The organism is Paenibacillus germinis (assembly GCF_013141785.1).
Lineage (GTDB): Bacteria > Bacillota > Bacilli > Paenibacillales > NBRC-103111 > Paenibacillus_E > Paenibacillus_E phytorum.
Genome location: NZ_WHOC01000049.1, coordinates 1 through 25687 on the forward strand (window position 1 = coordinate 1; position 25687 = coordinate 25687).

General features: G+C 48.5%; 14 protein-coding genes and 1 pseudogene. 14 read left to right on the forward strand and 1 reads right to left on the reverse strand.

Features of this window, described 5'->3' with window-relative positions; all coding sequences use genetic code 11:
- Window positions 1–49 precede the first annotated feature (49 nt).
- Together GC102_RS10460 and GC102_RS10465 are read left to right on the forward strand one after the other, a co-directional pair.
- On the forward strand, window positions 50–349 hold the full coding sequence (locus tag GC102_RS10460) for an immunity 53 family protein (protein WP_171689469.1): 300 nt from the start codon (window positions 50–52) through the stop codon (window positions 347–349).
- A gap of 233 nt (window positions 350–582) precedes the next feature.
- A complete protein-coding gene (locus tag GC102_RS10465) occupies window positions 583–1161 on the forward strand; it encodes a DUF2269 domain-containing protein (protein ID WP_171689470.1) in 579 nt (192 codons plus the stop codon).
- A gap of 695 nt (window positions 1162–1856) precedes the next feature.
- On the opposite strand, the gene GC102_RS10470 is transcribed toward GC102_RS10465, so the two are convergent.
- On the reverse strand, window positions 1857–3005 hold the full coding sequence (locus GC102_RS10470; RefSeq protein ID WP_246320851.1) for an IS110 family RNA-guided transposase: 1149 nt from the start codon (window positions 3003–3005) through the stop codon (window positions 1857–1859).
- Window positions 3006–3370: 365 nt separating this feature from the next.
- Here GC102_RS10470 and GC102_RS10475 point away from each other — a divergent pair, with 365 nt between their 5' ends.
- From GC102_RS10475 to GC102_RS10540, 12 genes and pseudogenes are all read left to right on the forward strand, one after another.
- On the forward strand, window positions 3371–4054 hold the full coding sequence (locus GC102_RS10475; protein WP_312883226.1) for a stalk domain-containing protein: 684 nt from the start codon (window positions 3371–3373) through the stop codon (window positions 4052–4054).
- A 254-nt stretch (window positions 4055–4308) separates the two neighbouring features.
- Window positions 4309–5850, forward strand: coding sequence for a peptidoglycan-binding domain-containing protein (locus GC102_RS10480; RefSeq protein WP_171689471.1), 1542 nt, complete (start codon window positions 4309–4311; stop codon window positions 5848–5850).
- A 602-nt stretch (window positions 5851–6452) separates the two neighbouring features.
- A complete protein-coding gene (locus GC102_RS10485) occupies window positions 6453–7301 on the forward strand; it encodes a GNAT family N-acetyltransferase (protein ID WP_171689472.1) in 849 nt (282 codons plus the stop codon).
- Between the two features lie 336 nt (window positions 7302–7637).
- On the forward strand, window positions 7638–8549 hold the full coding sequence (locus GC102_RS10495; RefSeq protein ID WP_171689474.1) for an aminoglycoside phosphotransferase family protein: 912 nt from the start codon (window positions 7638–7640) through the stop codon (window positions 8547–8549).
- Between the two features lie 220 nt (window positions 8550–8769).
- A complete protein-coding gene (locus tag GC102_RS10500) occupies window positions 8770–9069 on the forward strand; it encodes a DEAD/DEAH box helicase family protein (protein WP_171689475.1) in 300 nt (99 codons plus the stop codon).
- 591 nt (window positions 9070–9660) lie between these two features.
- A pseudogene (locus GC102_RS39385) lies at window positions 9661–10151 on the forward strand (MmyB family transcriptional regulator).
- Window positions 10152–10637: 486 nt separating this feature from the next.
- Window positions 10638–11543, forward strand: coding sequence for an ABC transporter permease (locus GC102_RS10515; protein WP_246320852.1), 906 nt, complete (start codon window positions 10638–10640; stop codon window positions 11541–11543).
- Between the two features lie 18 nt (window positions 11544–11561).
- Window positions 11562–12446, forward strand: coding sequence for a carbohydrate ABC transporter permease (locus tag GC102_RS10520; RefSeq protein ID WP_171689478.1), 885 nt, complete (start codon window positions 11562–11564; stop codon window positions 12444–12446).
- Window positions 12447–12488: 42 nt separating this feature from the next.
- Complete coding sequence (locus GC102_RS10525) at window positions 12489–14861, forward strand: helix-turn-helix domain-containing protein (RefSeq protein ID WP_171689479.1); 2373 nt, start codon at window positions 12489–12491, stop codon at window positions 14859–14861.
- Window positions 14862–15130: 269 nt separating this feature from the next.
- The gene (locus tag GC102_RS10530) at window positions 15131–17425 is read left to right on the forward strand and encodes a discoidin domain-containing protein (RefSeq protein ID WP_171689480.1); all 2295 of its coding nucleotides are present in this window, start codon (window positions 15131–15133) and stop codon (window positions 17423–17425) included.
- Window positions 17426–17459: 34 nt separating this feature from the next.
- On the forward strand, window positions 17460–23294 hold the full coding sequence (locus tag GC102_RS10535; RefSeq protein WP_171689481.1) for a discoidin domain-containing protein: 5835 nt from the start codon (window positions 17460–17462) through the stop codon (window positions 23292–23294).
- Between the two features lie 66 nt (window positions 23295–23360).
- Window positions 23361–25562 carry a right-handed parallel beta-helix repeat-containing protein gene (locus GC102_RS10540; RefSeq protein WP_171689482.1) on the forward strand — a complete coding sequence of 734 codons (2202 nt, stop codon included), beginning with the start codon at window positions 23361–23363 and terminating at the stop codon, window positions 25560–25562.
- Window positions 25563–25687: the final 125 nt, after the last annotated feature.

Genomic DNA, 25687 nt, shown 5'->3' on the forward strand with positions numbered 1-25687 from the left:
ATGAAGTTACGCTGTGGAATAGGGGAGATACCTTAAGGGAGGTTTATGGATGAATGTATTAAAATGGTTGGAAAACTGGTATACAGATAATTGTGACGGGGATTGGGAGCATGGTTACGGAATTAAAATTACAACTCTTGATAACCCTGGATGGGCTATTGACATCCGATTGGAAGGAACACATCTTGAAGATATCAATTTCGAAACATTGAAGGTGGATCGTTCTGATCTTGATTGGGTTTACTGTGATGTTAGTGATAATTTATTTAGGGGTAGAGGCGGAAGTAATAACTTAGAAGAATTGATTATTATTTTCCAAAAATGGTCTTCCTTAAGTGAAAACAACTGATGAATTTCTAAAGTATTGAACTCGTGGTCGATTACGCTAACGGAAACTATAGTTCAATCACGACATTATGGCAGCCGACACACGATCGGCTGCCTTTGTCTGTTGAAGTAACGGGCAGGATAATATCAATGATATTATTTTTAACACTGACACATTGTTGTCAGTAATTGACCTGTAAGATAAAACTTGCAAACCGTTGCAAGTAAAATTTATGGGCGAGGGGTCAGATTTTCATGATTGCTTTTTTGTGGACATTATTAATGGTTATACTAATTGCGGGATCAGTAATCTTGGTTGGCAAATTGAGGGCTACCAGATTAGATGCAAAACGGAAAAAATGGTGGGTAATCTTCCATGTTCTCTTTGTGATTATGTATTTTACAGGGGTGTTAGGTAATTTCGTCCTAACACTATTTACACTCTATTTAAAAGATCGCGAACTTATTTATGCTGCTCATTATTTCATCAAATATTTTGACTATTACTTAATTGTTCCAGGGGCTTTAGGGAGTTTGGCAACTGGTATTTGGCTAGCTGTCGGAGCGTGGGGGATCACCACACATTACTGGATTATCGCGAAGTGGGTCGGTAATTTGATGACGATTTTCTTTGGTAGTATTTTTATTGGTACGTGGATTGAAAAGGCATTAAATGCGCTTTCTCTAAAAGAGCTTGAACCCATGTACAATCCCGAATACCTTCATAGTCAAAAAATGATACTGACTGGAAGCGTATTAGTGTTAGCAATATTAGTCTTTTTAACCGCGATCTCATATCTAAAACCGTGGGGGAAGAGAAAGGTAAGTCAATGACGATAATACTGCTTACGAGGGTTTGAAGATTGATATGTAGCTTTTGAATATTGGGGATCGCGCTAAGATATGGATAGTTAAGTGATCTTGATCACGTCAGTTTCTGGTTGATTTAACTGGCGGGGGAGCTAAATAACAACGCCGGCAAGTTACGGTAGTCGCGTTACGCTCCCTCATAGAATAAGGATTTTCTCACGAATGCTCGCTCATTCGCAGGATTTCAATATGCATGGTAAATAGGAGTTCAGTTGTTTGGGTCTTGTGGGGCAGGTAGTTCCGTTAGAGCGCATACGGGAACAGAAGGTGCTGAACTTCTTTACAACATCTTCCATAAAAATGGTATGCTGCACGCTTCTCTCCACAAGGTCCTTGGGGATTCACTCTCCCAAATCTCGACGGGTCTTTGCCCTCACATTCCTTCGTCCTATCTATCCAAGGTGTGGAGTCCGATCAACGTTAACGGAACGGGTCTATGCCCTAAAGCGTAAAAATCTCGGTACTCCGTGCTTTCTTTGTGAGATGCTGCGAATGAGCCAATCCACGTGTCAGGGTTATGATTTACTTTTTTATGCTGCTAACGGTAGCTGGGCCTTGTCCATGGAGAATGTTTGTCCTTCTCTTGCCATGGCTACAAGCATCCGTGCAAGTTTCCCAATCAGCTTCATCATGGACTGCATTTTCGTCATTCTTTTCACTTAGGTATTGTGCGCATGCATGGCTTGGAACGCTCCATTGAAAGATAACAGGTGAAACACAGTGAAGTAGAGATGTTTGCGCAGTAGTGAGTTGCCTCGTTTGGTGAGCTTAATTTGCCCTTTATACTTGCCTGAACTTCGTTCTGCTAAGTTCAATCCTGCCTTGCGTAATAATTGATTTCCGTGAGATAGCTTACGTAAGTCCCCGCCAAATGCCAATATGGCAGCCGTTGCAGGAACGGAAGCACCGACAGATCGAACGAGATCTGAAAAGGGAATTTCAGGCAGTATCTTTTCAATCATCTCGTCCGCTTCATCAATGATTCGGCAGATTCTTTCATACTCTTCGATGAGGTGCATTAGCTCCCATTTGTCTTCTTCAAGGGCAGTAGTGTCTCCTACGCTATGTCTAGCGAGTGAATGAAGTTCCATCGCCTTGTTCTTACCTCGCACCCCGCCAGGTCTGGCCATATACTCACCCCAGATCTGTACCATTTGCTCCGGAGTTAGCTGCAATAGGTCAGAAGGGGCTGGGAACCGGCGTAAAGTGGCCAACGAACGGTCGCTAAAAATATCATCAAATGCTTGTCTGTATTCTGGAAACCGGATATCGAGCCAGCGGTGGATTCTATTCTTAATCCGTCCTGATTTAACAACCCAGTGCTCTCTATTTGTAACCATAACCCGTATGCGGCGGAATGCTTCATCCTTTGGAGAGAAGGGCGTGTAGAACCCACGGCTCACCGCATCGGCGATGACCAGAGCATCTTTTGGGTCGTTCTTGGAAGGTGAGTTATCTCTGTTTTCCTTATTGCGTTTTGTTGTCATTGGATTGACAAGAGCCACATCAATGCCCTGATCCACCAACCAGTTGGCAATATTGAACCAGTAGTGACCGGTGCTCTTCATTCCCACAACGACGTCATTCATGCCATGAATCTTCTGTAATTTCCGAATGCTTTGTTCTAAATGCTCATATCCGGCAATGTCATTCGAAAATAGAATAGGGCGCTTGGTGAGGACAACACCTCGAAAATTAATGGCTTGTGCTGCGTGTTTCTCCTTGGCAATGTCGATGCCTATGACCAGAGTAGTAGTGCAGATTCGTTCTACACGTTGATTTTGAGACTTAATTGGATTAGACTTCATGATAACGCCTCCCAAGGTGAGTTCTGAGGGCTGCAACCCAGTACATACTCATCGTAGCGAGGCGTTCTTTTTTCTGCAAATTCAATCTACTAACACCTACAGGAATGTTAACGGGCAGTATAGCGTGGTGGCCAGTAGCTGATTTCGCTGATATATTACTTTAACAGGCAGCCTTTTTTCTTCCCAGTGTAGAGAATAAGATAAAGTGGCAAGGTGGGCCGAAAAAGGCTAATGAACTAGACTAGATTGCCTTTCTTAACTCAGTTATGCATGGTTATAAACAAAGCTTACTATTCACTTTTAATTATTTTCTGCCGATATAAATTTCGTATAAAGCATACAACATCATAAGGAGAGAACTAACAGTGAAATTTTCCAAGAAGAAAGTTATAGCAACAATCACACTATCGACTATGCTGCTCACAGCTGCATCCCTTGCTGCGTACGCTGATTCAACATTGAAACAAATCTCGGCCTACCAAAATGCTGCTTTACATGTAACGGTTAATGGTCACACTGTTGACATGTCCAGTGAAGACGGAATGATGTATCCGATTGTTTATGATGGCCATAGCTATGTTTCAGCAAAGGCTGTCGCAGAAGCTTTGGGAGCATCCGTCAAATGGAACAATGGTACTCAAACCGTCGAAATTACAAGTAATAACACATCCGCAGGTGTACCCAACAAGGACAATACAAAACCAACTACAGAAACATCGGATGTATTACATTCCAAATGGCAGGGAACATATACCGCTAATCAAAGTGACACAAGCGTAACCATTACGATCGATGGACAAGTTGCAACGTTTGAATTTGGGCCTACGAGCAATAACCCCAATGTTCCATTAGGTAAGTACACTACTCTCGTTGATTACAATAAAGCTACGAATGCTATTACTCTGACAGGAGTCAAATGGATTATCCAACCATCCAACTATGAATTTGTTAATTTTGTAGGAAGCATTTCCGGCGACTATATCAATGGCTCAGTAAATTCGGTCAATAAACAAGCAGTTGGTACTTTCAGTATTAAACTTGTGAAATAGATCACGCATCGTTCTAAAGAACGAGTTAAAATCAAGTGTGGCAGTCTAGAGTTTTGGACTGCTATTTTGTATTTTATGAGACTCAGTCTACTCTACTTATTTATATACAGTTGACGATTTTCCGTACGACTGACGATTTATGATCAAAAATAAATTGATTTGGCAATATGTAATATAAAACAACGAGCAGCATAGCGTAATTGGAATCATACCCAAACTAAATGGCCAAGTCATAATGCAAAGGGGTACACATCATGTTCTTCTCGGTAAAACAAAAAGCGGCTGCTATCCTCGCAACTGCAGCGCTTATTATGACAGCATGCAGTGAGAGCGAGCCAATAAAGCCTCCTCAAGATGCAGAAAAGGATAAGGCATCGGAGCAGATTCGTCTGGCTTTGAGAAATCACCCCGATTTTCACGTTTTCAAGACAACCTATGGAGATTATTTGGGCTGTCCCAGCAGCGGTTTCGGGCCAAGTGTGGTCCACCTGAAATCTTCCGGAAGTGTATATACGATGAACGGCATAGCCCGGGGCAATTACAAGAATCTCCCTAATTACGAGGGCGAACATCTTAGCGAGTATCTTTCCGCATGCTCTAGCTCACCTGAGGAAATGGAGCAGCATCCGGTTATTGCAAAAGCTTCGTCTGAACAATCAGATCAACCTTCCGAACAGGTCAAGCCGGCTATCGCAACACCTGTTGCAACCGATGAAGATATGAAGAAGGCTAAAGAGTTGATACCACCTGGAACCAAGCACGAACAGCTTGTTTTGGATGAGGTTTCGAAAGGGTATATCACTCCTAAAGAAATAGAAATCTACTTATTTATGAAAAACCGCTTTGAAAATTATATCGAGAAGGACGGAAAATACGATATCGATAAGCATGATCCTCTGGTTTATAAAGATGCGGAAGCGGCATTCGGTCTGCCTATGGAAAAAACTAGTGACATCTATTGGCGAGCCGACAACATCTTCGGTGGTAGGAAGCCCAAGGAAAGCATATTCTTGGACTCCAAGAACATTCCAGTCGAAATCTCAGTAGACAGAATCGAACTTACACCTAAAAAGGAGTTAGAGGTAACTGTTTCGAATCAAACGAAAATTACTGGGACATTACCGAACATTAATTTGACATTCGATCTTTATAAAAATGGCAAAAAAGTCGGATTTCAAATCGTTTGGTTAGAAGAATTAGGTATTGGTAAGAAGATGTATACTAGTCTACCTATCCGTCATGATTTCGATACGGTTGAAGGCAAGCTGTATATGAACGTAGATGAGATGAAAAAGCGCGGACTAAGATCTAACATTGAGATTGGAAATAAACGAGGTGACCCGGTCGTTCAATTGTTGCAATTAAAGCCCTTTAATGTCTTAACCAGTAAGGAGGTCATTCTTCCCAAGGAAGAGACCATTCCCGTTCAGGTTACAGCGGAGGAAAAGAAGCCGATCGAGAGCTCAAAAACAGCGGAGAGAACCAAACCTGCAGAGAGTGCAAAGTCAGCCATCACTCCAAAGCCGTCAGAACATCCACAGGTTCCGGTATTGCCTGAGGGAGTTCTGAAGCCCGGATCATCGGGTTCTAAAGTGAAACAATTACAGGAAGCGCTCTTGCTAGTCGGAGAGCAGCTTCCTGTCAGCGGTGCGGACAGTCACTATGGAAAAGAAACGGTCGAAGCAATCAAATCAGTGCAAACAAAGATGCAAAAGAAGGCGGACGGTATATATGGAGAGGAGACAAGAAAAGCTCTTCTTGCACTTTTGATAGCTGGAAAAGCTCAAGCACGCTGATAAATATTGAATTATTTAAATCATAACCTTCCCACTCTAAAATAAAGGGGCTGCTGTTTAGGTGGCCCCTTTCATCATAATGTCCAATAAAATTAGAGTTCTTGACTGAAAATAATACTTGTCGTGTGACAAGAATATGATCCGATTGCCGAACCAGGCCAAGAATATCGTCCGATTGCAGACAAAGAGACATAATAAATATACGGTGGGTCATTCCACTAACGGGCAGATTAGTTGCCGCGTTAAAGGGCAGGTTCGCTCATCAACTCTACGTGTATGGATAAAAGGATATCAAATGGATTTGGCGAATATTTCTAGAATTGTATCCAATTCAAAAGAGAGTGACGTTGTCTAATTCTTGGTCATCTTCTATTATCCAGTTAGTTTCTTTAGATTAATCCTACTGTTTTTCTTTCTTTTCTATAGATTTATTAAGGGAATGGTCTATAGGAGTAAACTTACAAATGACTAATTGAGAAGATTAGAACAGAAGATTGATAACTTAATAGAAAGTCAAAATACAAAGACCATAATACGCATATTGCGAACGGGAAACGAGAGTTGTGTCGTTACACCGCTAATAACGGAGGAATCGAAGGCTGATGAATATAGCAAATATCAGATACGAGCAACTCATTGAAAAAGATTATAATGTCGCAAAAGCATTATTAAGTTATGACGTCGACGTGGGTGAAAACATCCTTCGGGTGCTTGCTGAAGAACCGGAATTGTTTATTACCGCGGTCATCGAGAATAAGCTTGTTGCACTGGCCCAAGTGAACGAGCCTGCAGCTCAGTCCTATTTAACTGTGTTTGTCGATCCATCGTTTCGAAAGCAAGGAATCGGATCTGCAATGGTAAAGTATGCTGAAACCAAATTGCTGGCTGGCGGAACCCAATTAGTCAGGAGTTCCTTTCGTGCCGGTCATCCATCATCTCTTACGTTTTCACGCAAGCTTGGTTATGACAAATACTTTTCATCGGCTTTAATGCAGCGAACCGGCGCCCCCTTTCCCCTGGAGGAGCTTCCGGTGAGGCAGTATACGAACGTAGACTATCTGGCCAGTCAGTCACTGTATGCCACAGCATTTCATGAAATGCGCGTCCGTGTCGGGTGCTTTCCCGATTCTGTGATTGCCCAGCCTAGTGAAAAAGAACGAAAAGCTTGGAAAAAGGATGTGGAGGACCGATTTGTTTACGAAATAAATGGAGAAATCGTCGCTTATAGCCATCTTTCCGGTAATGAACTCAGCAGTATCTCCGTCCGTACAGACTTACAGGGGCTTGGGATCGGAAGAAAGTTTGTTATGTTTCTATGCAACGAGATCTATCAGCGTGGCAGTGCAAACGTCGACCTTTGGTGTGTTGTCGGGAATAATGCCAGAAATCTGTATGACAGCCTAGGTTTTAAAGAAAAGCATATTATGGAATTCATGCGGAAAACGCTGTAATTTCAAATCAATTTTATTAAGGAATAGTCTAACGGGTTACTATTGCCCAATAACCTTTTATTCCGGAACTACCTCAGATCGCATCCAGAGAAAGTAGTAGGGTATTCTCAACTTAAGAAGCATTTGGCTTCCCTATAATTTGAAGATAGATCGACATATACCCAGTTGAAATTACCGTTCATTCAATCAGTTATTGAATTGACGAAGAAAACTATGAGCTAAAACCAGCTTTTAACTTAAGCTAACGCATAACTGTAGTAGAGTAGGAGTTTGTAAAGTAACAGTTCCTCAGTTCCTCTTTTAAATGACTACATATCTGAAAGGAGTCATTCCGGCATGACTGTGATCCCCGATACATTTATTAAAAGAATGCACGAACTCCACGGTGAGCAAGGTGTCGCCTGGTCGGAGGCGCTGCCTAGGCTAATCACCGACTGTGCAAGCCGTTTTGACTTTAGCCCTCAAGCTCCGTTTTCCAATTTATCCTATAACTTCGTGCTCCGCGCAACGCGCAGCGACGGGAAGCGAGTCGTCCTTAAATCATCTTTCATGAAGGGCGAGCTTTCTAGAGAAGTTAGTGTTCTTCGCGCTTATGAGGGCCGGGGGGCGATTCATGTGCTTGATGCAGACGAGGAATGGGGAGTTGCACTGTTGGAGGATGCCGAGCCTGGCACGCCTTTGTCGACAATTGAGAATGATGCGCTTGCAACGGATATCTTTTGTGAAGTATTTCGCCGCCTTCACCTTCCGGCACCAACTGGCAGTCTGTACCCGTCAATGAAGCAGCACTTCGCGGCAATCGAGCGATACCGCGAGCGATTCAACGACATGAACGTTGCCGTTCCATTACCTCCGAGCTGGGTGGAGAATGCCGAAGAATGTCTGGAGTATCTCATTGCGACCACGAGTGAGAATCTCTTACTGCATGGCGATCTGCATCATGATAACATTCTTCGCCAAGACGAAGAGCAATGGGCTGTTATTGACCCTAAAGGTATCATCGGCGACATCCATTTTGATACGATCCAGTATCTGCTTAACTACGAGGATCGGGGCGGTGACTGCGAGCAGGTGCTGCGGGGCCGGATCGCGATTATGGCCGATCGCCTTGGTCTTGACCCTCGCCGAATCGCGATGTGGGGTGTGGCGCGAGGTGTGCTGGAGGCGTGCTGGACGATTGAAGACGGAGGAACAGATTGGCACAGAGGCATTCAAATGACGGAGCGCTTTGCCAAATGTCTGGATTGAGGTCTATCAAAAAAAGGTAACTGAGTCGACTATAGACATTATGGTTTTTCTCTGCCAGCCTTTGTTAAACTAACGGGAACGATAGTTCAATGATCAGGGAGCAATTTGCCGCGAGGTAGAAGATAATCAATTGTTTTCAAGGGGGAAGAACCATGGACCTCAAAATCGAGTTGCAAGAAATATAGCCGAGAGTGGGCGTATATCAATAATATGCGGAACAATGATGCCTTGGGATGTTCAAAAGTGTGATGATTACCAATACTTCAAGAATATTTACTATTTGAACTTGCACTGTGACGATGAAACCCGTGAATTACGATTACGTGCAAGGAATTGGTCAGATGATTTGATTCAAGATCATAAATCTTTTGCAAAGTGGTTGCTTGAAAATGCTGACAAAGCATACGCATCACCGATGCCAATTGCCGATACTTCTAAAGCGGGGGTAAACGAAGTGGCTATTCAAATAAGTGAGTGGGTTCGTGGACGTACTGACAACTACCCTGAAAATCTCACATAGCAGAGAACTAAAATGGCAATACGAAACTAGGCGCAGCTATGACGTTTTTTTCAAAAGGCTGCGTCTCATGTTTTAATATGAGCGAGGTATTATGAGGCGTCGGGAGCAGCGATTGTTACTGTAAAACCAAGATTCTCTAGTCTACGAACGGATTGTTTGACGATGAGATCTTGCTGACGTTTTTCAAAATAATCAGCACCTAAATCTCTGTAATCTTCGTTGCGAGTTAAGAGATGATAGGCGATCTTCATGTACAGCGGATCAGACGTTAAATGGAATTGAGGCTTTACATATGATAAGGAAAGGGCAGGCCGATGATAATTCGACTGTCCTCACTGCTGTTGAATGGCTAAATAAGATATTTGGTTTAATGGCATAGACAAAGTATAGTTTGTCGGGTAACTGCGAACTTTTTTAAATCCTTGCACAAGAACCCCTATCCGCGTATCCGAACAAGACTTGGAAAGATTGGCCCGATCTTTGCAGCTTGATAGCGACGAACGAAACTATTTATTTGCCCTGGCCAATCAGTGGTTGACCAATGAGCCAACAACTTTAATACAAGAAACGATCTCTCCGTCGTTACAACAAGTGCTTGACGAATTAAAAGTTTGTCAAGCCTACATTATCGGGAAACGATGGAACATAATAGCATGGAATCAAATAGGTTGTGAACTTTTCGGAAACTTTTTCGTAATGGATCATTTGGGACGAAACTTATTTGGCGGATGTTTAACGACTATGAATATCGCCGTTTATTTGTTGACTGGGAGCCTATGGCTAAGAGGCTATTGGCCCAATTTAGGAGTTATTTTGCCAAAAATATCGAGGACCCTTGGTATAACGAAATGGTGGAGAAACTGAAAGAAACTAGTCCAGAATTTGAAGAATGGTGGCAACAACACGAAGTGTTCAGTATACCTGAAGGGAAGAAGGAGATTTACCATTCGAGAGCAGGGCTGTTGACTTTGAAATATAATAGTTTTTTACTAGTGGAACATCCAGATTGGATACTCTCCGTAATTACCCCGAATGCTAAAACGGATACCAAAGAAAAGCTGATAACATTGATAGGGCAATAATTGCATTTCAATTTTTAATAGGCTATGCAATAACAATGAACAGGCCGCCGCATTAGCTTCTTGCTGCTGCACTATCGGGAAACGTTACTTTAATAAAACTAGCAGGCTGCCACGGCAGCCTGCTGTTGAGCTATGTCATCAATTTTCTTTTAAACACCATTGTTCAAACAAAGGATTAGTGTTACCTGTTTTTATGCGTATGGCGGCTTTACCAGATAAATATGCCTTAGCGTACTTTTTCCGCGTATTGTTGGCGGTACCCCTGTAGGCTAGATGACTTGAAAACAAGGGCTTTGTCGACAGTCTGGACCTAGCCTCAGGCTAGGGTTTTCTTACGACTTGTTTACTTTTTGGTCAATATGTTTCGATTTTATCGTAGCCGACCTTGTCATATTGCCGAAGTGATCTAGATATTGGTGTTTCTTTGCGATTAGGCGATTGTTATGATGGGGGCATAAAATCATAACTGCCGCAAGGAGTGGAGAAATGAAAACCTCTATCCGTCACAACATTCCGCTATTATCCATGACCATACCTGGGATTCTCTTGTTATTCGGGTTTTCGTATTTACCTATGTTCGGAATCGTGATCGCTTTCAAAAATTTCAAGGCAACCAAGGGGATTTGGGGCAGCGAATGGGTTGGAATCGACAATTTCCGATACCTGTTCGGGTCCGCGGACGCCTGGCGCATTACCTTCAACACGTTGTACCTTAACGCCCTGTTTATTTTTTGCGGCACGGTAAGCGCTGTCCTTCTGGCTTTGCTGATGAATGAAGTCAAAAAAAAATGGGCGAATAAACTGCTGCAGTCATCCTTGTTTTTTCCTTATCTGCTGTCTTGGGTTCTGATCGGTTACATCGTCTTTGCCGTACTTAAGATGGAAAACGGACTTCTCAACAATTGGTTGACGGGGATGGGACTTCAACCGGTGCAATGGTACATGGAACCCCGGTATTGGCCCGCAATCCTATTGGTCGTTATGCTTTGGAAAACGTCAGGTTATTATTCGATCATCTATTTGTCGGCTATTCTGGGAATCAGCGACGAATACTACGAGGCGGCCAAAATAGACGGTGCAAGCAAGTTGCAGCAGATCAGGTTCATCACGTTGCCTTTGTTGACGCCAGTCGTCACGATCATGACGCTTTTGCAAATCGGACGGATCTTTTACGCGGATTTCGGCCTGTTTTACAACGTAACGCGCGATTCCGGCATGTTGTATACAACGACGGATGTCATCGACACTTATGTATTTCGGATGCTCCGTTCAGCAGGGGATGTCGGGATGGCTTCGGCTGCCGGATTTTATCAGGCCATTGTCGGATTCGCGCTTGTCCTCCTGGCGAATTTGATCGTTCGGAAAATCGATAAAGAGAACGCACTGTTTTAGATTTCGGGAAGGAACGTGATGAATGTGGGGAAATCTTTCGTTTTGCTTAAAGGCTTAAACAAGGCTTTGTTGATCGTCTTATTGTCGCTGGTTGGTTTTCTGTGCGTGTTTCCGCTCGTGATCGTAGTCTCCGCTTCCTTTTCGAGCGAGAATGCGCTGGTGGAACACGGGTTTATGGTTTTCCCAAAAGAGTTCAGCACGGCTGCCTACCGGTACTTGTGGCATCAACCCGAACAGCTTTTGCGTTCTTACGGGGTTACCGTTTTCGTGACAGTTTCGGGGACGATTTCGGCATTGCTGTTGTCCAGCTTGCTGGCCTATCCACTGTCCCGCATAGATTTCAAGTGGAAAGGTCCGATTTCTTTTTACGTGTTCTTCACCATGCTGTTCAACGGAGGGCTCGTTCCCACGTATATCGTCGTGTCGCAAGTGTTCCATTTGAAAGACACGATAGGGGCTTTGATCCTGCCCTATCTGATCCTGCCCTGGTACGTGCTCTTGCTGCGCACTTTCTTCAAGGCGATTCCGACCGAAATCATCGAGTCGGCCAAAATCGACGGAATCGGGGAATACAGGTTGTTTTTCCGAATCATGATGCCCCTATCGACCCCCGTGCTCGCCACGATCGGCCTGTTCAGTAGCTTGAATTATTGGAACGATTGGTTTTTGGCGCTGCTTTATATCGACAGCAGGGAACTGCTGCCTCTGCAATATTTATTGATCACGATTATCCAGAACATTCAGGCCATCAATGCATCCGTGAATACCGTAACCTCCGCGGCCCCGGCCGAGACGGTGAGGATGGCGACGGCGGTTTTGGCGATCGGACCGATCATTTTCGTCTATTCCTTCTTCCAAAAATATTTCGTGAAAGGATTGACAGTAGGAGCCATAAAAGGTTGACTTTGATATATGAAGTCATCCGATAGGTGGGAGGGGTTCCTGATGGGCCTGTTTTTTCAATCGCGCAAAAGCGTGTTTTCCCGAATGTTTTTATCGTTCACGTTCGTTCTCGTCATTTTGATCATCGGATCATCTTTCGGTCTGTATGCCGTGTTCGAGAATGCAGGGCTCCGCATGGTGGCGGATGCAAACAAAAAAATCCTGTCCCAAATCAGTTACAGCGCGAACTACATGAATGAGAACGCCAGAAATTTCGCATTCTCCGTCTTCAGCGATCCCGACGTGACTCAGCTCATGTACCAGCATGAAGAGGACCCCCGGCTGTTGATCAACATGGACCGCTTAAACCGGTTGATGCAGACGAATTCGTTCATTTATTCCTTTTATATCTACAACAGCCGAATCAACCAATACTATTGGGTGGGAGATACGTCTTACGAGTATCCTCCCGGAACGAACGCTAAAGAAAACATGCTGCTGTCCGTCAATCCGAATCGGAAAAAATTCACACCCTATCCGCGAAAACTCGAATTAAAGCTGCGAAGCTCGGACGGCAATCCTCAAACGGTTAATGTTTTCACATACGTGGTTTATGAGTTAACCTCCAACAAGAACGTGCCGGAGGGCGCCGTCATCGTTAACGTTAAGGGGGAGTATCTGGACCACATCATCCAATCCCTACAGGAGAAAAACCGCATCCCGGATACGAACACGTTTATCGTAGACGAGAAAGGATTCATTATCAGCGGGGGCAAACAATTTTTAACGGACACCTCCAAAATGGACTATGTACAGTCCATTCTTCAGTCAAATGAAGACAGCGGATATTCCATAGCGACGATCAACGGGGAGAAAATGATGGTGACGTTCGTTTCATCGGACGTCCTCGGCTGGAAGTTCTTCAATGTCACCCCGTATGATGTCATCACCAGCCCGATCGATGGAATCAAAAGGACAATGATGATCTTATGCGTCGGGCTGCTCCTTATCGGCTTCGCGGTGTCTTTCTTGATTTCAAGTAAAATTTCGTCTCCGATCCGAACCCTGGTCGGAAGTGTCAAGAACCTGACGAAAGGCGAGCGGATCGGCAAAAACATGGATGAAGTGGCTTGGCTGTCCCAAGCTTTCACGGTGACGCATCATAAAGCGCAGTTGTTGGAGGCGTCCGAGCGGGACCGAGAGTACCAACGGAGGAACGAGCTGCTTAGCAGCCTGCTGCTCGATCCGCAGACGAGCTACGAGATCGCCCATCTACAGTCGCTATTCGCCAAACATAACTTCGATTTCGAATTCGGACGGAGCTACCTGCTCCTCTCCTGGAGGTTGGACCATTACGCCGAAATGGAAGCCGGCTATTCCAACCGGGACCGGACGCTTCTTCGATATGCGATCGCCAACTCCGTCAATGAATGGCTAAGGAAAGAATATCGTTGTGAAACGGTCGATCTGGGGGAAGATCGGCTGATATCGGTGCTCCAAGGCGGCGCCGACAGCTTCCCCGATGAGCAGCAGGATAAGTTGGAGCACGCGATCAAGGACATTCAGCATTGGATCGCTGCAAATTTGAAATTATCGGTTACCGCTTCGATCGGATATGTACATGCTGATCTGTCGCTGATCCAGCAAGCGTATCAGGAAGTGTACAAAATATCCCAATACCGTTTGATTTTCAATCATGGCGCCTTGCTGAAACCGAGTTCGCTCGCCAAGCAGAACACAGATGCTTACCGATTATCCGCCGCTAAGGAGAAGCAATTTCTCGACGCGATTTTGGCGGGTAAATTCGAAGACATGGCGGCGGTGTACGCGGAAATCACGGACGAGTTGAGGAGCTATTCGCATGATACGATCGTATCCGCCATCCTCTATATCATTTATTTGACCTACAATTCGGTCATTACGCTGGAGAGGAACAGCGTGAACAAGTTCCACGTCGATTTCAATGCCTTAACGATGGACATCAGCCGGATGGAAACGTTGGAGCAAATCACCGAACGGTTCCATCGGTTATTCGCCCATATTTCAACCGTCATGCAAGAACAGAAGCCTAAAAGGAACACGGCGGTGGCCGGCGCGATCGCCAAATTGATCGAGAGCAATTACCAGGACAAGATGCTGTGCCTGGAAGAGATCGCGAACACGATGAACATGTCGAAGGTCTATATCGGCAAGCTGTTTCGGGAAGCCTACGGCCAATCCGTCGCGGATTACATCACCGATGTCCGATTCAAAAAAGCGACGGAGCTCATGAATCGCGGCATAACGAATTTGAACGATATTTTGAACGAAATCGGTATGGAAAACAGCAATTATTTTTACAAACTGTTCAAGGTCAAAATGGGCGTATCCTTCAGCGAATACAAAACGAAACATCTGGAGCAAATCGTCAGCGGCAAAGAACGTTTGGGGGGATAACCGGCAACAGACACCTGAAGGCAATCAAGCAACGGCAACAAGATCCTCTTGCGACAGTCAACGTAGTACAAGGCGTTAGTTGGGCCAAGTACCTTCAGCTCGCAAGGGGATTTTTCATGTCTAATCACGTTTTGAGGGGGGGGATTTCCACGCGGGTCATGGCCGCTTGAAGCATCGTTCAGAACGAGTATTCGGTTATCTCGGATCGTGTTGGACCCGGCTGTATGGGCCGGAACCTATTCGTTAAACAAGATGGGAGAGATGGTGTAATGAAGAAGATCAGTAAAACGTTAATCGCAGTTTTTGTATCAATAGCTATGGTATTCGGGGCGCTGGGCACATCGTTCGCGCCTAAGGCGAGCGCTGATTCGCTTGCAGCCGTTAATGTGGCGCTCAATAAGCCGGCAACCGCTTCGGAAGGGTCCGATCTCGTCTATCCGAATCTGGGACCGGACAAAGCGTTTAACGGGGTCGTATCCAGATTCGACGGCTGGAGCGCCGACTCGGGCGTCTGGGCCGACAAGCCGAAGGTCAAACCTTGGCTGCAAGTGGACTTGCAGGGAGCCTACGTGATCAGCAGCCTGGAGGTCGTGGCGAGACCCGGATTGGACGATAACGGAAATGCCTGGTACAACGGCGAGAGAAAAACGTTCCAGATTCTCGGCTCTAACGACCCCACCTTTGCCGACGGCACTTATGCGGTATTGGGAGAAGTAGGCACAACGGCCTTCACTGGCGATTCAAAGGTGTTCACGGTAACGAACACCAACGCGTACCGGTATATCCGATACGTCAAAACAAGCATCGATTACGCTTTCTTATCCGAGCTCAGGGTATTTGGAACGCCAGAGAACGCGAACGCGCTCAAGTTCAAATTCTGTTTGGCAAGCGATACGCATATCCCGACCGGTTCGGCCAATCTCACGACTGAGCTGCAAATTTCGGTGAGCCAGGACTGCAAGGCATTCGTCATCACGGGAGATTTGACGGAAGGGTCCACGGACGCCCAGTATGACGCGCTGATGTCGATTATGAATTCCACCGCTCATCCTCCGGCCTATTACGTTATCGGAAACCACGACGTCAGAGCGACGGCCGGCACATTCGCCCAACTTGAGGCGCGCTTCAAGCAAAAGACGGGAATGCCAGCCATGTATTCCGACGCGTGGATTGAGGACCATCACTTCATCTTCCTCGGAACCGAACAGAACGAAGGCAGCGACGAGGTCTTCCTCTCCGACAATCAGCTGAGCTGGTTGGAGACGAAGCTGGCGGAGAACGCGGATTACGACAAGCCCATCTTCGTATTCATCCATCAGCCGTTGCAGGAGACGGTGAACGGAACGTACATTGCAAACGGTTACGGTCTCAAAGGCTGGCGGGACGGAGTCAGGCAGTGGACGAAGGTGAAGAGCATTCTGGCGAAATACCCGCAAGTGATTTTCACGAGCGGTCACATGCATTCATCCGCCGGTATGTTCCGCGCGGAGAGCACTTTCGTCAACGCGGGATCTACGACGCCGTCGGGCGGCTCGCCACAGCAAATGCTGGTGTTCGAAGTCTACGGGAATCGGACGGAAGTCAAGGCCGTTCACGTGACGGACGAAGCGGTCACTTGGACGGGGGCGGTACCTGCGCTGTTGACGAATACGTCCCTGCAGCAGGATGTCACGGAGGCGAATGCCTTGCTGAACGGCTCGTCCATCGGCAGCGGTACGAATCAGTATCCGACTTGGGCGGCCGAATACCTGGGGCAGGCGATCGACGACCTGGAAGCGCTTCTGGCGGCTCCAAACGCCACTAAGTCGCAATTTGGAAATGCCATGATGGCCCTTCGGAATGCAAAAACCGTTTTCGAAAAATCCAAAAACGCGGTGACCAATATTGCCCTCCATAAGCCGTCCACCAGCTCGGATGGAGCCGGCTACGACCAGGTATATCCGCCTTCACAGGCTTTTGACGGAGGGGTTCAGTTCACCAACGGGTGGAACCGAAAAACGACGGCCAGCACGTGGATCCAGGTCGATCTCCAAGCGGAGTCCCTGATCAATCGGGTCGAAATCGATGCCCGGCCGACGTCGACTTTTGACGGAGAAAGGAAAAATTTCGAAATTCAGGCGTCCAATGATCCGACTTTCGCGACTTATACGGTATTGGGCAGCGTGGGATCGACGGCCTTCACCACAGCCACATGGGGATTGGATCTGACGACTACAAACACGTATCGGTATGTCCGGTATCAGAAAACGGGTTCGGAATACGTGTTCTTGACGGAAATGAGAGTTTTCGGCATCGCGAAAGGAAAATACCCGATCAGCGGCAAGGTCGTGAACGCGAGCGGCAGTCCGGTCTCGGGCGTGACCGTGAAACTGTACGCTTACGGATCGACGACGGTGCTGGGGACGGCCACGACGGGAACGGACGGCAAGTATACGTTAACGGCTTCCCAGTTGTCTGGCAAATATACCGTGACTGCGGAAAAGACGCAGTATCAGACGGGCAATCAAACGGTGACCATCCCCTACGCGGCCGTCACCGACGCGGATTTCACGCTTTCTCCATGAACGCAATCGGAATTATGATCGGGAGGTCATTCACATGGGAATACGAGCACGATCGCCATGGTTCAAAAGTCTAACGGCACTATGCCTGATCGCAGTCAGCTTTTCCCTCTTGCCATCTATCGGGTCAACGGCCCATGCGGAAGAAGCGGCGAGGATCCAATATTATGTATCTCCGCAAGGAAATGACGGCAATGACGGGTCGATGGACCATCCGTTTCTAACGCTCGGAAAGGCACGGGATACGGTCCGCGGCATTAACGGCAATATGGACAGCGATATTGTCGTCTATCTGCGGGGAGGGGAATATTCGGCAACGGAAACGCTCGTGCTGAACGAGACCGATTCGGGGATGAACGGCCACAACGTCATCTACAGAAATTACCCGGGGGAGACGCCAGTTATCAGCGGGGGGCAGAAAATTACCGGATGGACGGAGGAAAACGGAATATTCAAGGCAAACGTGGCCGGGATGAAATTTCGCGATCTCTGGATCAATGGGGAACGTGCCGTCAGAGCCAGATCGCAATCCTACAAAATCGTGAGCTGGGACGAACCGAATAAGCGGATCAACCTGAATGCATCCACCGTGTCCGCATGGGGAGGAAGCCTGGATCCGCAGCTGGAAATCGTCATTAACCAACACTGGATTCGCAACTACTCCCGTCTGGACGGTTTCCAAGTGCAGAACGGCCTTGTTTCCCTCGAAATGTTGGAAGAGGCCGGAAACCGTCTGTTCGCGGACAAGTATCCGGACAAGGCGGCGAACCAAAGCATCCATTTCGAAAATTCGCGTCTCTACTTGGACGAACCGGGCGAATGGCTGCTGGATGAGACTGATTCCACGGTCTATTATGTCCCTCGTGAAGGAGAATTGCCTGCGGCTTTGGATGCCAGAACCGGGTCGGTCGAATCGTTCCTCCACCTGAAGGGATCGGATAAGAACAATCGCATCCACAATGTCACCATAAGTGGAATCACCTTCGAATACACCAAATACCAATATCCGATCGATCACGATTACGTGCTTCCCGGGCAGGGAGGGTTGACGGACGGCATCTACGCAGGTTCCAGAAGGCAGCCGGCCGCCATTCTGCTCGAAGCGGCGGATAATGTCAAGCTGGAGAGGAACGTGATCCGCCATACCGGAGCGACCGCCATCGATATCCGGGGCAGCTCCAGCCATAACGAAGTCGTCGGCAACGCCGTTCTAGACATCGGCGGGAGCGGGATTTTCGAAGGATTATTCTCCGAATCCTATGCGAGCACCAAGGACCCTTCGCTGATTACCAAGGGAAATATCATCCGGAACAATTATTTGAACGGGATTTCCCTTACGTCATGCGGTGTGGGCATCATTTCCGGATTTTCGCAGGACGTATTGATCGAACACAATGAAATCGCGAACGCGGACTACAGCGGAATTTCGCTGGGATGGGGCTGGACGGCCAACGACACCTCACTGATGAATAACGTGGTCCGCAACAACAATATTTACGGCGTCATGAAACAGCTTTCCGACGGCGCGGCTATTTATACGCTCAGCAAAACGCCGAACAGCCAAATCGTCGAAAACTACATTCATGACATCGACAGCAATGAGTACGCGTCCAACTATCCGGTAGCGAGCATCTACCTGGACCAGGCCACATGGGGATACGAGATCGCGGACAATGTGCTTACCCGCGTCGGACAGACAATGTATGCCAACGTTGTAGCCGACGAAGGGAACACGTTAAGGAACAACGATTCCCAGAATCCGGATGTCATTAACCGCGCAGGACTTGAGCCCGCATATTGGGACATCGTTCCTGGCGCCGAGTTGAATCATTCCGGCGGAAACGTGACGGCGACGGGTCGCGGCAGCTTCAGGATCAGCGGAACGGTTGCCTCCCAGAATAAGACGGTCGTATCCATCCTGAAAAACGGACAGCCGACTTGGTCGGGCAACCTGGATGGACAGAGCCCGGTCAACTACAATCTCAATGTCGACGTAGAGCCTGGCGACGTGATCAGCTTCAGCATGCCGGACCAGGTGGAGTGGCAGTCGCGGATCAAGCCGGAGGCCTACTTTCCCCAGCTGGTGATCGATCGCATCAAGTTCGAGGGGATCAAAGCCGAAGAAACGCAAATCGACTATCGCAACCGGATCATGACCGTCATGGCCAATCCGGACGTGGATATCCGCAACCTGGACCTGAGGGCATATTCGCCACCGGGGACCGTTCTGGAACGCGTGGGCGGCGAGAGTCGAGATTATTCGTCCGGGGCGACCTATCAAGTTCGGATCAACGACGGCTCCAAGAGTTGGATTTTCGAAGATGGCGTCAAAGCGAAATTCTGGAAATTGAAAGTGCTTCGGGACGTAGAGAGCACGTCCGTCTCCGGGTATAACCTGGCCAACCAACTGGCGGACACCGACAACTGGTCCGTTCAGGGAGGCACGAAAACGGTCCGAACGAACAGCATAACCTTTAATGGTGGATATACCCTCTATCAAGGCAAAACGTTCGGGAATGAATTGCTGGAATTCAACCTGAAGACGACAAGCAGTGGATGGCCGAGCCTTTTCTTCAGGGCACAGGACAAGAGCAAGGATCCGATCGGGACGGGAAGCTCGGGCTACATCACCGTGATCACGTCGCAAGGCATCGAATTACAGCGGTTCAACAACGGCGTGCGGACGGTCTTTTACGGGAACATCGGGGGAAGTCCGAGCAAGTTCGGCGACGTCATCCCCAACGTAGCTTTCGACTTCAACAAAGACAATCTCGTGCAGGTGGGCGCTTTGAACACCGACGAAGGAGTTAGGCTGGTCATGTACATCAATGGTAAATTGGTATTCGACTGCGTGGATACGTTCGAAGGGAAGATCGAACAGTCGGGTTACTTCGGTACCTACCAGGCAAACAACACGATCAAGTTAAGTAAAGCGCCGGTCGTCTTCCAGTTGAACGACGCGATAAGGGAAGCCGCCGGGTGGTATTCTTCGGGCGGTACCGCGGTGGCGACGGCCAACAGCCTGACCTTGAACAACGGCTACGCGATCTATCAAGGCAAGACGTTCCAGGATGAGATGCTGGCTTTCAACCTGAAGACGACGAGCAGCGGATGGCCTAGCCTTTTCTTCCGGGCACAGGACAGCGGAAAAGATCCGATCGCAGCGGGCAGCTCGGGATACATCACCGTGATCACGTCGCAAGGCATCGAGCTGCAGCGGTTCAACGACGGCGTGCGGACGGTCTTTTACGGGAGCATCGGGGGAAGTCCGAGCAAGTTCGGCGACGTGATCCCGAATACCGCGTTCGACTTCGACAAAGACAATCTCGTGCAGGTGGGCGCCATGAACACTGACGAGGGAGTCAGGCTGGTCATGTACATCAACGGCAAATTGGTATTCGACTGCGTGGACACGTTCGAAGGGAAGATCGAACAGTCGGGTTACTTCGGTACCTATCAGGCGAACAACACGATCAAGTTAAGTAAAGCGCCGGTCGTCTTCCAGTTGAACGACGCGATAAGGCAAGCTGCCGGTTGGCATTCTACGGGTGGTACCGCGGCGGCGACGGCTAACAGTCTTACCTTGAACAATGGCTACACGATCTATCAAGGCAAGACGTTCCAGGATGAGATGCTGGCGTTCAACCTGAAGACGACGAGCAGCGGATGGCCGAGCGTTTTTTTCCGGGCGCAGGACAGCGGCAAAGATCCGATCGCAGCGGGCAGTTCGGGCTACATTACCGTGATCACATCACAAGGCATCGAGCTGCAGCGGTTCAACGGCGGCGTGCGGACGGTCTTTTACGGGAACATCGGGGGAAGTCCGAGCAAGTTCGGCGACGTGATCCCGAATACCGCGTTCGACTTCGACAAAGACAATCTCGTGCAGGTGGGCGCTTTGAACACCGACGAAGGAGTTAGGCTGGTCATGTACATCAACGGCAAACTGGTATTCGACTGCGTGGATACGTTCGAAGGGAAGATCGAACATTCGGGTTACTTCGGTACCTACCAGGCGAACAACACGATCAAGTTAAGCAAAATCTTCGAGATCGGCAGCGGCGGGGCGATGGATACAAAACCTCTGCTCTCGCTGGAAATAGGAAAGGCCGAGACGACCCTGAGCGGGGCGGAAATCGGGAATGAATACGGCCAATATCCTCAGTGGGCCCAAGAGTATCTCCAATTCATGGTGGCCAAGGCACAGATAAGCTACGATAACGCGGCGACTACGGAAGCGGAATTACAAGAGGCGCTCGCTCTCTTGAAATCCGCGGAATCGGCGTTTGCCAAATCGCAGAAGGTTTGGAGCAACGTCGCGCTAGGCAAAACCGCAACCAGCTCGGAAGCGAAGGATATTTTGGTTGGCTACGGGCCGGATACGGTCGTGGACGGGATCGTAAGCTTCGGCAACGGATGGAGCGCCGAGTCGGGCGTATGGGCCGACAAGCCAAAACTGAAGCCATGGCTGACGATCGATTTGGGAGCTTCCATTCCCGTTAAAGGAGTGGAGGTGGTGGCCAGACCGAACCATGGGTATGACGGGGAAAGAAAAACATTCCAAATCCAGGCTTCTAACGATCCGGGCTTTGCCGCAGGCAGCTATACCGTATTGGGAGAAGTCGGAACTACGCCGTTTGCGGGAGCATCCTGGCTGCTTGACGTATCGGGAGACCAGGCCTATCGGTATATCCGGTATGCCAAGACGAATATCGATTACGCTTTCGTTTCAGAGCTGAGGGTATTCAGCCCGGGAGCGCCGGAAACGTATTCGGTCGGCGGAACGATCAAGGGCGATCACGGTCAGCCGGTGTCCGGAGCCATGATAAGCATTTACGCTTACGATGAACAGGAAATTTCCTTAGGCACGGCCATAACGGGACAGGACGGGACTTATACGTTATCCCCGTCCCAATTGTCGGGTAAATATCTGGTGAAAGCAACGGGAACCGGGTATGAAGGATCCTCCGCCAAGATCTATGTGCCCTATGAGGATGTGAGCCATGCGGATTTGATACTGATCACAGCGGTTCCGGAACGCTCGATCGACTCCGTGACGACGAATCTGACGGCCCAGAAGCCCGACACGATGCAGTTGATTCTCGTTTCCGTCGGAACGACGAATGTGGAGGACGATTCGCCGGTCAACGTGGAGCTCGTCACGAGCGAGGGAGCGTCTCTCACGCCTGCGGTTTCGGCGCAAGGCAAGATCCGCAATGATAAAGCCGTCGTCCCCGTCATCGTACCGGACAGCGTGGCCGCGGGAAGCTATTCGTTTAAAGTGACCGCGGCGAATAGTTCCCGCAATTCCGCGGGTTATGCAATTTCGGATGCGGCTCCCGCCGCGACGCAAGCGGTCAGCTTTTACGACGGCGTAGCGCAAACCTATACGCAGGAGCAACTAAAATCCAACGGGACGATCAAGACGAAAGGAATCTTATTCATTCCGTCGAGTTTCGGCTATCAAACGAACAATGGCGTCCGGGTGGATTATTCCGCGGATCAAGGGATCTATATCGGTGCGCAAATCACGACGAAAGCATCCGGTTCCGACATTCAACTTCGATCTGCCTTGGGGCCGGTCGTCGTGGATCACGCTGTGTTGGCAGCCTCGACCGGAAGTAACGATATCACGATTCAAGCAGGAACGGACATTTCGGCCCGAGGAACGCAATTCAAGACCAAGAATAGCGGGGATACGCGTCTGACGGCCAACCGAACGATCGATTTAACCCGCGCGGATTTCGTTTCCGGCGATATTCATCTGTCGGCATTCGATACGACGGGCAGCTTAATCACGACGAACGCGAATTTTCATGGAGATATCCCGATCCGGACGGCAAACCATGGCTCGGGTGTGACAAATCCGTAATCGAAAGGAAGGGGCAGGTTTATACGCGGCCCCTTCTTTTAACCATTAAGAGAGGGGTTTTATCTAATGGGCAAACCGGTGAAAATGTTTGTCATCACGATGGTAAGCGCTTTACTCTTGAGTTTATTTCCGGTTTTTTCTCCATCCGCGTCAGCGGCCGTGCAGTATACGTTCTATGCGTCTCCGACCGGAGGCGGGACCGCCTGTTCGAACGTTGCTCCTTGCTCGCTGACAGGGGTCAGGGATAAGGTTCGCACGGTGAACGCCGCCATGACGGGCGATATCGTGGTCAATCTGTATACCGGCAACTATTATTTGGTCTCTACGTTCTCGTTAACAGAAGCGGATTCCGGGAAAAACGGTTGGCACGTCATCTGGCAAGCCGATCCCGGCGGCGCGACGCCCATTCTGAACGGCGCCACCAACATTACCGGTTGGACTTTGGTTGGGGGCGGGATTTATAAAGCCGATCTTGCCCCTTTCGGTTCCATCCGCTTTCTTCAGCTTTACGTAAACGGCAAAACGGCCATTCGCGCGAGGACGCCGAATATCGGAAGCAACTATTACGTCAAGAATTGGGACATCGCGAACAAAACCATCAAGCTGAATAGTACGGAAATCGCCAACTGGGCCAATTTCGGAGACGTCATGCTCGTCGCCCGGAAGCATTGGAACGAAAGCAAAATGAGGCTTCTCTCTTACACGTCGGGCGGAGGCGTCGCCACCGTTACCGTGAAAGAACCGGAAAGGACGGACAATTTCAACCTGGCCTGGCCCAATATGGAAACAGGCAGCGATTATCTACAGAGCTATTACTTCGAGAATGCGTATGAATTTCTGGACTCTCCGGGCGAATGGTATATCAACAACGCGACGAACGAATTGTTCTACATACCGAGAGACGGGGAGAACATGGCGTCGGCCGTCGTTCAGGCTCCATATTTGCAGACGGTCATGCGGGTGCAAGGCTCTTCCTTGAATACGCTTGCCACCAACATCGCCTTCCAAGGAATCACGTTCGAAGGTTCGGCCTGGAACAGTCCATTAAGCAACGGTTTCGTAGGGATTCAGACAGGTAACTCCGTAGAGACGCTTATGGAACCGGGCGGAGTGGAAATCAAGAACACCGATGGCGTGCGATTCGAAAACAGCAAGTTTCAAAAAATGGGCGCGACGGGGCTCGAACTGATTTCGGGCACGAAAAATACGACCGTCGACGGCAACGTCTTCCATCAGATAGCCGGACAAGGGATTACCGTGGACGCCGCATTGGTCGCCAATCCCGCCGATAATCGGAACATCAGCCACAACGATTCGATCACGAACAACTATATAACAGGAATCGGTCAATATTATCCGGGCAGCGCGGGCCTATTCGCGGGATATACGAATGGGTTAACCATCGAACATAATGAATTGGCCAACTTGCCGTACAGCGGAATTGCATTGGGATGGGGGTGGACAACAAGCCCCACGGCTCTGCAAAATAACAAAATCAGGTATAATCGGATTCATAACACGGGTCAGCTCCATGATGACGGAGGCGGAATATATACGTTATCGAACCAACCCAGCACGATCATCGATTCGAACTACGTGTACGACATCATCCGTTCCTCTTATACGCAAAGCTATCCGATGGCCGGCATCTACATGGATTACGGAAGCAGCAACATGACGGTTCAGAACAACGTCCTGGCCAACGCCCCAATATCATTGTACTTGGGCTTCGAAGTATCCACGCTTCCGAATACCTTCGCCAATAACGACGGCACCTCTTCGACTACGATCTTCCAATCGGGACTTCAGGCTTCCTATTCGGGGATCAAGACAGGGTACGCTCCGACCGACCAGGCGCAAGGGAAAACCGCCACGTCTTCCTCTACGTATCCCGGAGGTTTCGGAGCCGGTATGGCGAACGACGGCAATATCGCGACGGGCTGGTCTCCTGCATCCGCCACCGCTGAGCCAAACCACTGGTGGCAGGTTGATTTGGGGGCGGCCAAAACGATCACACAAATCAATCTGACGACAAGGCAAGACGTAGACCAGTCGGTAACGAGAAGGAATTTCGAAATCCGGGTTTCCAACGATCCAATGTTCGCGACCTACGCGACAATAGCCGAACAGTTCGCATCGCCGCTTCCTTATCAAGGATTTTGGATCACCCCGGTATACGGCACGTCCGGCACGTACCGATACGTGCGCGTCGTCAAAACGGTGAACGAGTATTTCTTCATCGCGGACTTGAAAGTATTCGGGTATTAAACCGGGTTCCCCAAATCTATACTTTTTGCGTGGCCAAATCTATCGAAATCCCGAAAAAGGTTGCGTTTTTGCTGTGGAGATGCCTGTGATAGAATGATATGTTTGGGCTGCTGAGGGACTTCCGC